Annotated in this window: 13 protein-coding genes; 9 read left to right on the forward strand and 4 right to left on the reverse strand. The window is 51.0% G+C overall.

What is annotated here, in order from left to right:
* Positions 1-90 precede the first annotated feature (90 nt).
* From ABCW45_RS04990 to ABCW45_RS05000, 3 genes are all read right to left on the reverse strand, one after another.
* A complete protein-coding gene (locus ABCW45_RS04990; protein ID WP_343220407.1) occupies positions 91-1059 on the reverse strand; it encodes a D-2-hydroxyacid dehydrogenase in 969 nt (322 codons plus the stop codon).
* Between the two features lie 68 nt (positions 1060-1127).
* Positions 1128-2273 (reverse strand): glycerate kinase family protein, encoded by a 1146-nt coding sequence (locus ABCW45_RS04995; protein ID WP_343220408.1) that lies wholly within the window; start codon positions 2271-2273, stop codon positions 1128-1130.
* A gap of 451 nt (positions 2274-2724) precedes the next feature.
* Entirely contained in the window at positions 2725-4170 is a 1446-nt protein-coding gene (locus tag ABCW45_RS05000) for an amidohydrolase (RefSeq protein ID WP_343220409.1), read from the reverse strand.
* 520 nt (positions 4171-4690) lie between these two features.
* Here ABCW45_RS05000 and ABCW45_RS05005 point away from each other — a divergent pair.
* The 3 genes from ABCW45_RS05005 (at position 4691) to ABCW45_RS05015 (ending at position 7482) form a co-directional block, all read left to right on the forward strand.
* A complete protein-coding gene (locus tag ABCW45_RS05005) occupies positions 4691-5395 on the forward strand; it encodes a response regulator transcription factor (protein WP_343220410.1) in 705 nt (234 codons plus the stop codon).
* Positions 5392-6837, forward strand: coding sequence for a sensor histidine kinase (locus tag ABCW45_RS05010; RefSeq protein ID WP_343220411.1), 1446 nt, complete (start codon positions 5392-5394; stop codon positions 6835-6837). Before ABCW45_RS05005 ends, ABCW45_RS05010 begins: the two co-directional genes overlap by 4 nt.
* A 201-nt stretch (positions 6838-7038) precedes the next feature.
* Entirely contained in the window at positions 7039-7482 is a 444-nt protein-coding gene (locus ABCW45_RS05015) for a hypothetical protein (RefSeq protein ID WP_015553347.1), read from the forward strand.
* 130 nt (positions 7483-7612) lie between these two features.
* On the opposite strand, the gene ABCW45_RS05020 is transcribed toward ABCW45_RS05015, so the two are convergent.
* Positions 7613-8341, reverse strand: coding sequence for a phosphatase (locus tag ABCW45_RS05020; RefSeq protein WP_117469202.1), 729 nt, complete (start codon positions 8339-8341; stop codon positions 7613-7615).
* 306 nt (positions 8342-8647) lie between these two features.
* On the opposite strand from ABCW45_RS05020, the gene ABCW45_RS05025 reads away from it, so the two are divergent.
* The 6 genes from ABCW45_RS05025 (at position 8648) to ABCW45_RS05050 (ending at position 14715) form a co-directional block, all read left to right on the forward strand.
* Positions 8648-9544, forward strand: a complete 897-nt coding sequence (locus tag ABCW45_RS05025; protein ID WP_015553349.1) for a S1 RNA-binding domain-containing protein — start codon at positions 8648-8650, stop codon at positions 9542-9544.
* Between the two features lie 68 nt (positions 9545-9612).
* Positions 9613-10332 (forward strand): GTP pyrophosphokinase, encoded by a 720-nt coding sequence (locus ABCW45_RS05030; protein WP_021905580.1) that lies wholly within the window; start codon positions 9613-9615, stop codon positions 10330-10332.
* Positions 10333-10441: 109 nt separating this feature from the next.
* On the forward strand, positions 10442-10897 hold the full coding sequence (dtd, locus tag ABCW45_RS05035; protein WP_343220412.1) for a D-aminoacyl-tRNA deacylase: 456 nt from the start codon (positions 10442-10444) through the stop codon (positions 10895-10897).
* A gap of 141 nt (positions 10898-11038) precedes the next feature.
* Complete coding sequence (locus ABCW45_RS05040; RefSeq protein WP_343220413.1) at positions 11039-12430, forward strand: aminopeptidase; 1392 nt, start codon at positions 11039-11041, stop codon at positions 12428-12430.
* Positions 12431-12725: 295 nt separating this feature from the next.
* Positions 12726-13913 (forward strand): trigger factor, encoded by a 1188-nt coding sequence (gene tig / locus ABCW45_RS05045; RefSeq protein ID WP_343220414.1) that lies wholly within the window; start codon positions 12726-12728, stop codon positions 13911-13913.
* Positions 13914-13923: 10 nt separating this feature from the next.
* Entirely contained in the window at positions 13924-14715 is a 792-nt protein-coding gene (locus tag ABCW45_RS05050) for an HAD-IIB family hydrolase (RefSeq protein ID WP_343220415.1), read from the forward strand.
* The last annotated feature ends 294 nt before the right edge of the window (positions 14716-15009 follow it).

The raw sequence follows: 15009 nt of genomic DNA on the forward strand, positions 1-15009 counted from the left end.
CAGGAATTTTTGAAATGAAATGTCACAGGAAATTCCAGATAATTTCCTGTGACACAGTGGCGCTAAAAAGCCTGATATGCCCAGTCAAAATTATTTCATGTTCACTACATGAACCGGTTTTCCGTTTAAGAACGCCCGGATATTCTCCACAGTGCAGTCCATGATCCGCCTGCGGCTTTCCTTCGGAGCCCATGAAATATGCGGGGTGATGATGCAGTTTGGAGCTTTTAAGAGCGGGTTGTCAGCCTTGATCGGCTCAGTGGAAACGACATCGAGACCGGCGGCAGCGACTTTGCCGGAAGCAAGCGCTTCTGCGAGGTCCACCTCGTTGACAAGCTGCCCGCGGGCATTGTTCAGAAGAATCACGCCGTCCTTCATTTTCGCGATATTTTCCCGGTTGATGAGTCCTGCGTTTTCCGGGGTCAGATTGCAGTGCAGGGAGATCACGTCAGCCTTCGCGAAAAGCTCATCCTGGGTAACGTAATCCGCGATCGCGCGGCCGGATTCATTCGGGTAGAGGTCATAGGCGATGACGTTCATGCCGAGCGCTTTCGCGATGCGTCCCTCAGCCTGACCGATGCGCCCGAAGCCGATGATGCCCATGGTCTTTCCCTCCAGCTCGATCAGCGGATAGTCCCAGTAGCACCAGTCAATGTTTTCAGCCCATTTTCCTTCATGGACAGTCTTGTCATGGTGGCCGACGTGATGGCAGATCTCAAGGAGAAGAGCGATGGAGAACTGGCTGACAGATGCGGTTCCGTATGTCGGAACATTTACGACAGGAATTCCCTTTTCAGCGGCGTAGTTATAGTCGATGACATTGTAGCCGGTGGCGAGAGCCGCGATCAGCTTGATACGCGGACACTTGTCGATGGTCTCACGGGAGATCGGGGTCTTATTTGTGATGATAATCTCGGCATCACCGATACGTTCAGTGATCAGAGGTGATTCTGTGAAGGAAGTTCTGTCATAGACGGTGAGGTCACCGAATTCTTTTAACGCGTTCCAGCTTAAATCGCCCGGGTTTTCTGTATATCCATCTAAAACTACAAGCTTCATATATAATCGTCTCCTTTTTTGAAAAAATTGTGGGCAGATAAAACACAGAAGAGTATCCGCCAAAAGGCTCAGAAAGTGAAAATATTTCCAATCTGAAACAGTCTAAGCACATTCTCTGCAGTATTCAGCAGATTCTCCTCCGCACGACTCATCACATCCTCCAACGACATGACGCCCGGAACCGTGTCGAAGATCGCATCGATCCCGAAATTATAAAGCGTTTCGCATCCGTCGCCTTTCGCCCCGGCGATGGCAACCACCGGAACATTCCTGACTTTTTTTGCGCGTTCCGCGACACCGACAGGAACTTTTCCCAGCGCGGACTGGAAGTCAATCCGTCCTTCGCCCGTAATTACAAGGTCCGCCTGCTTCACATGCTCATCGAAATCCGTGAGATCCAGAACCAGGTCGATTCCCGAGCAGATCGTCACCGGGAAATACGGGAGAATTCCGCAGAGCAGGCCGCCTGCCGCTCCGCTCCCGTCGGTGTCGGCGGCAGCGCAGTGGAGTTTATCCTTCAAAACTGCGGCATAGTGAGCGAGCGCCGTGTCAAGAATCTTCACCTGCTCCTCATCAGCCCCTTTCTGAGGTCCGAACACGGCAGCTGCTCCGAGGGCTCCGCAAAGGTGATTTTTTACATCGCAGGCAACCAAAAACTCGCATCCGGCGGCTTCCCTCAAAAGCCCATCCGTGGAGATCGAGGCAAGTTCCCTTAAGTGGACACCGCCTGGTTCCAGTTCCTTCCCATCCTTATCGAGAAACGAGATTCCAAGGGCGCCTGCCAGCCCGGCGCCGCCGTCGGTGGTGGCGCTTCCGCCGAGACCTAAGATGATCTTTTTAACTCTATGTTCCAGGGCGTGACGGATCAGCTCGCCCGTTCCAAAGGTGGACGCGTGCAGGGCATCCCGCTCCTCAGGTTTTAATAAGGTAAGTCCGGACGCCGCAGCGGTCTCGATCACGGCGCTGCCGTCCGGGAGAAGTCCATACTCGGCGGTTATTGGGCGCCCCAAAGGATCATGGGCAGGAACGCTGACTTTTGTTCCTTTCATGGCAGCAACCAAGGCATCAACGGTTCCCTCTCCGCCGTCAGCGACAGGAATCTTTGTGATGGTCACATCCGGGATTACATTTTTTGCGGCACGTTCAATGGTATCGGTCACTTGTCTGGCAGAGCAGCTTCCCTTAAAGGAATCTGCGGCGATCAGTATGTTCATGTTCCGTTCCTCCCTTGTATACACAGTAGAACCACTGTATTGAGTGGCTGATAAAGCATGGATTTTAAGTCGAGAGCTTATACTTTCCGGTTAGTTCCGTATAGGAACAGGCTATTGAAATATTATCATTATAACAGAAAATCAGAGTACGAACATGTACCCTGATCAACTTACTGAAAAATATCGTTACAGTTCAGCCATTACATCTTCTTGTTTTCATATTCATGAAAACAAGAAGCTTGGTGGTTCCACCATATGCTGATTTGGATGAAAAAGTGCTTATGCAAGCAAGCTTGCAACACACTTTCTCATTCAAACCAGCGCATGGCTGAACTGTAACAAAATATCCGTTTTTTGTATGAAAGACTGAACTCACGCAGACAAGATTTTACAGATAAAGCAGTTTCAAATTGTGAAAGATGGAGTCTGCGGAGAACCGTGAATCGACGGTTTAGTATGTATCTAACGGCGGCTCAACAGAATCCGGCAGCGGGCAGGAATAGTGTCCACCGTTTCTCTTGTGGAGTTCTTTCTTTGCGGCTTCGATCACATCCGGGCGGTCCATGGTGCGGATGCAGGAGAGAGCCAGGACTTTTGCTGCGGTCAGGAGTCCCTTGTGGGCTAACGGGCTGCAGGACTGGGCAACCATCTGCCAGGAGTGTCCGACATTTCCGATACATGCGGTGGCAATATTGATATTTAAGGTAGGGGCGGCGTATCCGACATCACCCACATCTGTAGAGCCGGCGGTCAGCTTGATCTTATCCGGGTTGAACGGGTGGATCTCGGAATCCAGCGGCCTTTCAAGAATCTCCTCTAAGCGGTCTTCCCCGTAAGTCTCAATGATCTGGGATTTGATGTTTTCCAGGGTGGTCGCCGGGTAGGTATTTAAGAATTCCTTTGCCATCCTGTAATCCGCGTCATCCCATTTCGGAGCGCCGACTTCCTGTAAACACTCGTCCGCAACCGCCGCCAGGGCGTTGTTTGGAAGATATTCGGTGAACGCCATGGAAAGCTTGCACTCAAAGGTGGTATCGGTCATGATGGAGGCGCCGCGGGCAACATTTTTTACGCGCTCGAAGAGCTCTTTTACCTGGTAGACCCACGGAGAGCGGACCTCGTAGCGGATCGTCGCGTGATCCTGTACGACGTTCGGGGCGGTTCCGCCGGCATCGATGTAAGCGTAGTGGATCCTCGCTTCCGGGATCATGTGCTCTCTCAGGTAGTTGCAGCCCACGTTCATGAGTTCAACGGCGTCCAGGGCACTTCTTCCGAGGTATGGGGTTGCGCCTGCATGGGAGGCAACACCCTTAAAATAGAAGTTTGCGCCCATGATGGCGTTGCTGTGATTGCACTCGACGGCGTTCTTTGTTGCCGGGTGCCAGGAGTATACGAAATCGACATCGTCGAACATGCCTGCGCGGGCCATGAACTGCTTGGAACCTGCGCCTTCTTCAGCCGGGCAGCCGAAGTAGATGATGGTTCCGTCCTTCTTGTTGGCGATCAGGTATTCCCTGACAGCCAGGGCAGCGGCGAGAGCGCCGGTACCGAGCGCGCAGTGGCCGCAGCCATGTCCCGGAGCGCCTTCCTTTAAAGGTTCCTTGTGCGGGTCAGCGGCCTTCTGGCTTAAGGAAGACAGGGCATCATACTCGCCGAGGATTCCCATGACAGGTTTTCCTGTTCCGTAGGAAAAGGTTCCGGTAAAGCAGGTCGGGATTCCGGCATCGCCTTCCGTCAAGGCAAAGCCCTCTTCTTTTAAGATTGATTTTAACAGGGCAGCCGATTTTGTCTCATGGAACGCCAGCTCGGCATACTCCCAGATCTTATCGTTGGCATCCAGGATCTTCGCGGATTTTTCGTCGATCACGCGGGTGAGAAATTCCAGGTCTTTATTCATGTGAGATTCCGTCCTTTCTGAAAATGTTGGATGGCGAGTGGGAAAAACATTTCTTTCACACTGCGCTGTGATATAGAGTTAGTTTACAATAGTTTGTTGAAAAGTACAATGGGAAAAAGAGTCTTGCGGACAATTTTCTGCGAAGTTTTGTCCTCTGTTCCGGGATGCAGGAGCAGAAATTGAAAATATTCAGTAACTGTTCAGTAGGTCTGCGCACTTGCTGCGCTGACCGTAATAAAACATAGGCTTAAAGGCAAAAATCCCATCGGCGAAGCCGATTTGGAATGGATTTTTGCCCGTAACTGTGAGGCACTGAACAGTTACAATATTCAGATGATTAGAATGAGACGCGGGTCCGGGCGGTCGTGCGGCAATTCTGCGGCAGGTATTTACCATGCAAGGAAAGGCATGGTATAATGGGCGTTAACAAAGAAGCTAAAACTCGGGAACGCAGACTGCCGAAAGGCGGCGGAATGGGCTGCGCATCCTGGCAGATAATAGAAATACAGGAGGGAAAATTATGCCAAAGCTGATCTATGTGGCGGATGATGAAAAAAACATTTGTTTTCTGATAGAAAATTTCCTGGAAAAAGAGGGATATGAGGTGGAGTGCTTCGGGGATGGCGAGTCCCTTCTTGACGCGTTCCAGAAAAAAGCGCCGGACCTCTGCATCCTCGATATCATGATGCCGGGGATGGATGGCCTCACGGTCTGCACCCAGATCCGGAAGACGAGCCATGTTCCGATCATCATTGTCTCTGCAAAGGATTCCCCGTTAGACCGGATCACCGGAATCACTCTCGGAAGCGACGATTACATGGTAAAACCGTTCCTGCCGCTGGAACTTGTGACGAGAGTCAAGGCGTTATTCCGCCGCGTGGACACATTCTCCGGACAGGAGGAAGAGGCGAAGGATTCCTATGAGATCGGGGATATCAAGCTCTACCCGAAGCGCCGTGCCGCGAAGTTAAAGGACAAAGATTTTGCCCTGACACCGCTGGAATTCGACTTCCTGTGCCATATGCTGGAGCGCCAGGAACATGCGGCGAGCCGTGATGACCTGTTAAAATCTCTCTGGAAGGTGGACAGCAGGGAAGTTGACACCCGAGCTGTGGATGACATGGTGAAGCGTCTCAGAAAGAAGCTGAAGGACCAGAAGAGCACCGTGAAGATCGAGACCGTATGGGGCTACGGATTTCGCCTGACGAGTGGAGGAGAGGCATGAAATTGAGTATCCGGATGAAGATATTCCTCCCGGTGATGTTTCTTCTGATCGCGTTCCCGGTTGCGGCGTGGTTCGTGTTCGGCTATGCGCTGGACGGACATATGAACTACAACGCGAAGCGTGACCTTGGGCAGATGGTGAAGACCGTGGAGGAACTGGCGGACGAATACAGCAACCTGGACGTGCCGGACGAAACTAATGCGCCGGATGCCGGGAAGAGTCTCTTGAGTGCCCTGCGGAACGCGGCTCAGACAGAGTCCGGGGAGTCGAAAATGCTGGTCATTGGAAATAATTACCGGGTGCTGTACCCGAAAAACTATGATGACCAGCCGGAGATGACCCAGATGTACTCGGAATTTCTGACGAGAATGACCGGAAATGATCCGGCGTTCGAGAGCGGGGAGATCACGGAGGAGACCATCGGTGACACAAAATATATGCTCTATTTTCTGGATGTGGGTCAGAACCGGCCCGGTCATGTCCAGAATGTGCTCTTATACTGTCCGATCCACGATACCAGCGTGATCTTAAATGAGGTGTCGAGACTGGTGCTCATGATTATGGGAGCGATGGCGGGCGTGTCCATTGTGCTGTTCTGGTTCGTCGCGGGAAGTATTTCGACTCCGGTGAGCCGTCTCTGCGAAGCAGCCCGGGGAATCGGTGAGAAGAAGTTTAAGAAAGTCGAGACTGGGACCAACGTAAAGGAGCTCTACGAGCTGGAGAATGAGATCAACCAGATGCAGGACAATCTCTTAAAGGCAGACGAGGCGGAGCGTGTGTTTTTCCAGAACGCGTCCCATGAGCTCAGAACGCCGCTTATGTCCATCAGCGGTTATGCCCAGGGAATCCAGAGAGGCGTCTTTGAGGACGTCTCCCAGGCAGCAGGCGTGATCCTGGACGAGAGCAGCCGCCTGACGGAAGTTGTTGACGGGATCCTGACGTTGACGAGAATGGACCAGATGCGGTACCAGGTCGTGCCGGTGGAGTTGGGGATCCGGGAGTACATCGAGGACCAGATCGAGCGCCTTGAGGGACTTGCGTATCAGAAAAAAATAAAATTGGAATTTTTGCCGGGGGATGAGCATAAAATTATCTCGGATGTGATGCTTTTAGGCCGGGCGTTCTCGAATGTGACATCAAACTGTATCCGATACGCAAAGGAGATGGTCTGGATCTCCGTGGAGGAGAACGGGGAACAGCTAAAGATCACGATCCGGGACGACGGGCCGGGAATCCTGGAAGACGATCTTCCTCATCTGTTCGATCGCTTTTATAAAGGGAAGAACGGAAATCACGGGCTGGGGCTTTCCATCGCAAAACGCTCCATGGAGTACATGGGAGGCGATATTGCGGCAAAAGCCTCGCCGGAAGGTGCCATATTTACGATCATACTGCCGCAGGATTGCCGCAGCTTTGCCGTAGAAGAATGGACAGAAGTGTGATAAGATGATAACAGTTCAGAGAGTGGACTTGTAAGTGTGATAAGCAGACATTTGCAGATATTCTTTGAATGAACGGAACATGGAAAATATCCACCTATTGAATAAAAAGTAAAATCGGGTGGGTTTCAGATGTTTTAGTATCTCGGGAGCACGAAAGTGTCAAGAGATTGATTATCAGCTTGCAATGAGGAGGACACGAAGATGAAGAGGATTTTATTTTTATTCGGTCTTCTGGTATGTCTTGCGGGAATGCCGTTGACAGCTTTTGCGGATAATAAGACTGCGAAGCAGACGTATGAGACGGCGATCTCGGACAACTGGAAAACGATGTTAAAGAACAGTATTGCACTGGATACGATCAACGCGGAGAACAACACCCACCTTTTAAACTGGCAGGATGTAAAGAACCCGTCGGACGAGGCGGTAAAGCTTGTGGAGAAGATCCGGAAGCTCCAGGCAGAGCAGGAAGAGGATCAGGAGAGCATGGACCCGTACACAAAGGCGAAGAAGACCTGTGACGAGAAGTTAAATGCGGACGGCGCGAATGCGGCGCTGGAGAATATTATCCGGATCCAGAAAGACCGTCTGAGCGATCAGAAGGAACTGCAGGCACTGTGGGCGAAGGTCGACAAACTGCTGAAGTAATTCTGGAATGATTTTTACGAAAGAGGAAACGGCTGTGAAGTGAAATAAAACTTCGCAGCCGTTTTTTGTGCTGTCAGACAGCTGAAATATGCTGCCAGCAGTAAAGGCAAGCCCCCTTTTATCAGATGATTCAACCCTGGAAGTCAGCTAAATCCGGAATATATTCCTTCAGGATCTCCGGATGATAGTTTGCGATCAGTTCCTCCGGAAAGTTTAACTCCTTTAAGAGGGCCTCCGCCCGTCCATGTTCCCCGACAGCCGTCGTAAAGTGGGCATCGCTGTTCATGATAACCGGAACCTTGTATTTTGCACAGAGAGGAAGAATGATCCGGTCATTTTCGTATGCGTGGATGCGGGATCCGCCCGGGGTCAGGGATGTGTTGTTGAGCTCGATCATCCGGTGGTGCTCCTTTGCGGTCTTCACTACCGCCTCGTAGTCCAGCGGGAATTTTCCGTCATCCGGGTGTCCGAGGATCGTGACATATGGATTTTTTAATGCTGTGACGACAGCGAAGGTGTTTTCTTCCCTTGTTCCCGGCTTTAAGCAGAGGTCATGGAGACTGGCAACGGTGTAGGATAACCGCTTTAACATCTTTTCCGACAGGTCGATGGTTCCTTTATAATCTACGATATTTAACTCACAGCCGAATAAAAGGCGGACGCCCTCCAAGACCGGCGGGATCACTTTGAAGTTACAAAACTGCATCTCCCCGCAGCTTCCGGGCATGGACGGGGCGTGTTCGGTGATGCCGAGGATCGGCAGGTCCTTTAAAGCGGCGGCATGGACCATCTCCGTGATGGTTCCATAGGCATGTCCGCTGGCGATGGTATGGGTATGCAGGTCAGCATAATCTTTCATGGTGAGTGCCTCCAAAATATATACTATGCGTTACTGCTCACGCTTTGCGCAAACAGTAACTGATTTTGCCGATGCTTCGCATTCCAGATCGGCAAAATCCACTACCGCCACTGTATTGTACGGAATTTTCAGCTCAGAAAACTCCTACCCGTGTACAGTAATTACTATGCACATTTTATCATGATTTTTTTGTGAAAACTATGGCAAATATTCACAGAATATGGTTAAATAGAGAAAGGAATTACTATTCATAATTATGCCGTCCAACGGCGTAAGGGCAGATGGTGAGAAAAGGAGAGATGACATATGGAATCCATGGACGATTACAAAGAGGAGCTGGAAGCTTCCCTTAAAAAAATTAGAGTTGGCGATGTTGTGACAGGTACCGTGATCGATGTGACAGATGACGCGGTGATCGTGGACTTGAAGGCTTACGCGGACGGCGTGATCCGCAAGGACGACCTGAGCGAAGATCCTGATTTCAACATGGCAGAGATGATCCATCCGGGCGACGAGATCACAGCCACCGTGATGGCGACAAACGACGGCGAGGGAAATATGGTCCTCTCAAAGAAGGAAGCAAATCAGGTCCTCGCGTGGGATAAGCTGAAAAATATGATGGAAGAGCGCACCGTTGTCCCGGTAAAGATCGCAGAGATCGTAAACGCCGGCGCCGTTGCGTACCTGGAAGGAATCCGCGGATTTATTCCGGCTTCCCGCCTGAGCGACGAGTATGTGGAAGACTTAAAGGAATTCGACGGAAAGACCATCGAGGTAACCGTTATCACCGCCGACGAGGAGACACACCGCCTCGTATTATCCGGCCGCGAGGCAGCCAGAGAGAAGAAACAGGAAGAGACAAACAAAAAAATTGCAAAATGCGAAGTCGGCGCTGTCATGAAGGGTACCGTCGAGACCTTAAAGGACTACGGCGCATTTGTAGAGCTTGAGAACGGACTTACCGGTCTCCTCCATATCTCCCAGATCAGCACAAAGAGGATCAAACATCCGGGCGCTGTTCTGAAAGAGGGACAGGAAGTACGTGTAAAAATTATCTCCACCGCAAACAACAAGATCAGTCTGTCTATGAAGGAGCTGATCGAGGAGGAAGAGGAGAGAGAAGCTGAGGACACCTACGGATATAAGGAAGAAGGTCAGGCAAGCACAGGTCTTGCGGATCTCTTAAAGGGTCTGAAGCTGTAGCAGAGAACGCGTGAAGACATGGTCGCATGGACGGAACGTTCCCGGCTGCAAAGAAAGGGGGCGTCAGCATGACAAAAGAGTCTGGAGGCTTTGATCAGATCGATCAGTGGAAATCAACGATGTTTTTATACAGCTCCGCGTTAAAATCCATCAACACGAAGATCGAGATTTTAAACAATGAATTTATCCAGTTGTACAATTACAATCCGATCGAGCATATCACTTCCCGCTTGAAGACACCGGAGAGTATTGTGAAAAAGCTGAAGAATGATGGATGTGAAGTCTCGATCGACAATATGGTGGAGCACTTAAATGATATCGCGGGAATCAGGATCATCTGTTCCTTTATGTCCGACATTTATCCGATCGCGGATATGATCGCAAGACAGGCGGATATCACGGTCCTGCATGTCAAGGACTACATTAAATACCCGAAGACGAACGGATACAAGAGCTACCATATGGTAGTGACGATCCCGGTCTATCTGTCGGAAGGAAAGCGGGACACGAAGGTCGAGATCCAGATCCGGACTATCGCCATGGACTTCTGGGCATCCTTAGAGCACAAGATCGCCTATAAATTTGAGGGAAAAGCGCCGGATTATCTGGAGCGGGAGTTGAAGTCCTGTGCCGATATGGTGGATATGCTGGACATGAAGATGTTCTCCTTAAACCAGGCGATCATGGCGGTCGAGGAGGAAGAGCGGCGTGTTGAGGAAGAAAAGCGCCGCGAGCGGGAAAAGGCAGAAAAAAGACAGGAAGAACTTGCAGGAAACGGTCCAACGTAGGCCGTTTCCGCTCTTGTTAAGACAGGGAATTCCAGCAGCGAAAATATAAAATTTGTGGGCGGATCTGCCGGTACGGAAAATGGAGTGCAGGCAGAGCGCCGGAGGAAACATGAGAGTCGTATTACAGAGAGTAAAACACGCGTCGGTCCATGTGGACGGACAGGAGACGGGATCCATCGGACAGGGATTCCTGATCCTTCTCGGCGTCTCCGACACGGATGACGAGAGCATTGCGGACAAGATGGCGGACAAGATCTGCAAGCTCCGCATTTTTGAGGATGAGAACGGAAAGACGAACCGCTCACTCCAGGATGTGGGCGGCGAGATCCTTGTTGTGAGCCAGTTTACGCTGTACGCGGACTGCAGAAAGGGCAACCGCCCGAGCTTTACTGACGCCGGAGCGCCGGATCATGCGGACCGCCTCTATGAATACTTTATGGAGCGGTGCAGGATGCATGTGGAGAAGGTGGCACATGGGGAGTTCGGGGCAGATATGAAGGTGGACCTGTTAAACGATGGTCCATTTACACTGATGCTCGACAGTAAAGATCTGCTTACAAAGTAAGAGATAAGACACGACAGCTGCATGCAGGGATTTGAACATGTGTCCAGGTCGAAAATGGTTTCCATAAAACAGACTGATTCGGACCAGGCAGCGTGAGTGAGTTGTTATAATTCATAAAATACACATACGGAGGTTTTTAGCATGAACGGCAAAGATCTGGAAAAAGCACTTCTCTGGGAAGCTCCGCACATCGGAGAAAAAGCGCCGGAACAGATTCCGGAGGCGCAGAATTTCTGCGAGGGATACAAGACATTCTTAAATGAGGGAAAGACCGAGAGAGAATGTGTGAAAAAAGCGGTATCGCTCTTAACGAACGCCGGATACAAGGAATTTGACCCGAAGGCGTCCTACAAGCTGGGCGACAAGATCTACTGGGTAAACCGAAAGAAAGCGATCATCGCTTCCACCATCGGTACAAAGGATCTGAACGAGGGATTGCGCATGAACGGTGCCCATATCGATTCCCCGCGCCTGGACTTAAAGCCGAACCCATTATTTGAAAAGGACGAGATCGCCTACTTAAAGCCGCACTACTACGGCGGAATCCGCAAATATCAGTGGGGCACCGTGCCGTTATCCATGCACGGCGTTGTTATGAAGGCGGACGGGGAGACTGTTGAGGTCTCCATCGGCGAGAAAGAGGGCGATCCGCAGTTCTGCGTGACAGACCTTCTCCCGCACCTTGCGGCAGAGCAGAACGGAAGAAAGCTCGGCGAGGGCTTAAAGGGCGAGGAGCTGAACATCATCATCGGCTCCATCCCGTACCATGACGAGGAGAACGAGAAGATCAAGAATCCGGCGAAGCTCCTTGCGATGAAGTTATTGAATGACCGCTACGGAATCACGGAGAAGGATTTCACCCGTGCGGAGATCGAGATGGTTCCGGCATACAAGGCCGTTGATATCGGACTGGACCGCGGCCTCATCGGTTCCTATGGACAGGATGACCGTGTGTGCGCGTATACAGCGTTGATGGCGGAGATTGCTGCGAAGAATCCGGAGCACACCACATTCACGATCCTTACAGATAAGGAAGAGATCGGTTCCGTCGGAAATACGGGACTTCACTCCGACTACGTCCACCATGCGGTTGAGGATCTTGCGGAGAGCTTTGGGGCGGACACAAAGACCGTTCTGCGCCATTCCATCTGCCTCTCCTCCGATGTAAATGCGGCATATGATCCGACGTTCGCCAGTGTTTACGAGAACAGAAACTCCAGTTATGTAAACAAAGGCTGTGTGCTCACAAAGTACACAGGCGCGAGAGGAAAATCCGGCAGTAGCGACGCCAGCGCGGAGACCATGGCGAAGGTCATCGGTATCATGGAAGAGAATGGCGTTTACTGGCAGACCGGTGAGCTTGGTGCCGTTGACGCGGGCGGCGGCGGAACCATCGCCCAGTTTGTGGCGATGATGGATGTGGATGTCGTGGATCTCGGTGTTCCGATCCTTTCCATGCATGCGCCGTTTGAGCTGGCTTCGAAGCTTGATGTGTACAATACATATAAGGCGTTTTGTGCATTCTATAAATAAGAGATAGTAAAAAAGCATCCTGGCGGGATCATGATCCTTACAGGATGTTTTTTGCTTTTCTCTTAAAATGATGTTGAGGTCAAAAAGTCTTTTGACCTCTCTGATACTAAGATCCAAAATCCTCCTGCAAGCAAGCTTGCGGCGGACTTCAGACCTTTGGACACTAATATCTTAAAATTCTGTGAATACACTTTTTTTTCGCGTGGCGGTATGTTAGAATGGATATTACGCGCGGGTGATCCAGGAAATGGGCAGCGCGCGGAGAAATAGAGACAGAATGGAAGGAAACGAGAACATGAAAAAAATTATAAAAGCAGGTATCTGTGTTGCTGCAGCTGCAATGATCATGACAGGATGCGGAAATAAGAATCAGAATGCTGAGAGCAGCTCCGCGGCTGTAGAGGAGACAGCATCCGCGCCAACTGAGACAGAGACAAAATCCGAGGAAGAACTTCACGACGAGGAGAGCGTCACTCTCGGAGATTACAAGAACCTGACCTTCTCCGCAAAGGAAGAGGAAGTTACTGACGCCAAGATCGAGACAAGATTAAAAGAACTCTGCGCGGAGTACCCGGTAACCATCGAGGGACGCCCGGCCCAGGAAGGTGACACCGCAAATATCGACTATTCCGGCACAAAGGATGGCGAGGCATTTGCAGGCGGAACCGCAGAGGGCTATGACCTGAAGCTTGGCAGCGGCACATTTATCGACGGCTTTGAGGACGGCGTCATCGGCATGAATGTCGGCGATGAGAAAGACTTAAACTTAAAATTCCCGGACAACTACAGCAGCGCTGACCTCGCAGGCCAGGAAGTCGTCTTCCATGTAAAATTAAACCAGTTAAAATCTGAGGCCGACAGCAAGGTGGATGATGATCTCGCAAAACGTTACTACAACGATGATACAGCGACTCTTGACCAGTTAAAAGAGGAAGTACGTGCGGAGCTTCAGGCAGAGGCTGACAGCCAGTTCTTCAACGCGGCAGGAAGTGAGCTCTTAAACGAGGTCATCAACAACTCCGAGGTTACAGCTGACCCGGATGCCGTTGATGATATGTTCAACCAGTTAAAGAGCACATATTCCAGCTATGCAAGCAGCTATGGACTTGAGTTCGATCAGTTCCTCAGCATGTTCCTGGGAACGGACGAGGACGGACTCCGCGACACAGCAGAGAACCTTGTAAAACAGCAGATCATTTTAAACGCGATCCAGGCAGAGGAGAACCTTTCTGCGACAGATGAACAGAAAGATAAGCTCGCTGTTATGAACTACTTCAAGAACGCGGCGCAGATGATCACGACCTACGGCGAGGATTCCGCAAAGCAGATTTTCGACATGGGCGCTGTTTACTACTACCTGATCGACAACTCCACATATGTAGAGGCACCGGAGACAGAAGCCGAGACAACAGAGGCTGAGAATATTCTTGAAGAGAAAGAGACTGCTGCCGAGGAGAGCGAGAGCAGTTCCGCAGCAAACTAATACGGAGATCATGAAGAGAAAAGCATTATTTTTTGATATCGATGGGACGCTCCTGGTGGATGCGTCGAAGGAGCTCCCGAAGAGCGCGGCGCTTGCTTTAACAGAGGCGCGCCGCGCCGGACACCTGGTTTTCATCAACTCCGGGAGGACGAGATGTCTGATGAAGGATGTTGAGGGGAAAGTACCGGTGGACGGCTACCTCTGCGGCTGTGGAACCTACATAGAGGCGGAGGGAAAAGCCCTGCTCCACAGAAAAATCTCCGCAAAACGCCGTTGGGAGCTCCAAAAGGCGATCCTCGAGTGTAAACTTGACGGAATCTTAGAGGGACCGAAGGCATGTACGGTGCAGACCGGTGTCTCCCACATGGATGAGATCGAGCATGTGAAAAATGTGGTCTACAAGAACCAGGGCTTGGCCAGCGCGGACTGGAATACGGAGCTGGTGGATTTTGATAAGTTCTGTGTTCTTGCGGACGAGAACAGTGACGAGGAAGGTTTTTTAAAGATCCTGGCACCGGACGTGACCGCCATCGACCGGGGACACGGACTCTACGAGTGCGTGCCGACGGGGTACGATAAGGCGACGGCGATGGAAGTGATCTTAAAGAGATATGGGATCGCGAGGGAAGATTCCTATGCCTTTGGGGACAGCATGAACGATCTGGCGATGATCCGGTATGCCGGAAACAGCATTATTATGGAGAATCATGCGAAGGGGCTTGAACCCTACGCAACTTTCATCACCAAAGATGTCGAAGACGACGGGATCGCCTGGGCGTTTGAGCAGCTTCATATCATATAAGAGAAAATCTGGCGGCAGTCTTGCTTTTTTTGGCGGGACTGCCGCTTTTTTATGTAACAGGAAATTCCGAGGAATTCCCTGTTACATAAAAAGGCACTAACGTGCCAAAGATGCGCACTCGCGCGAAGATGTAGATTGTCGCAAGCGACCGCGCGAGGCGCGAGAATGTGCCAAGGCACATTCTTTTTTATATTGATTTCGCTGTTGCACGAGGTCTGCCGTTTGTGGGCAGCAGGAGTCTTGCGGCGCAGAACTTTGTCCATGCATATCGTGTGTCCTTCGAACCGTGTCGAA

It is taken from the genome of Pilosibacter fragilis (assembly GCF_032490495.1).
Taxonomy (GTDB): domain Bacteria; phylum Bacillota; class Clostridia; order Lachnospirales; family Lachnospiraceae; genus Pilosibacter; species Pilosibacter fragilis.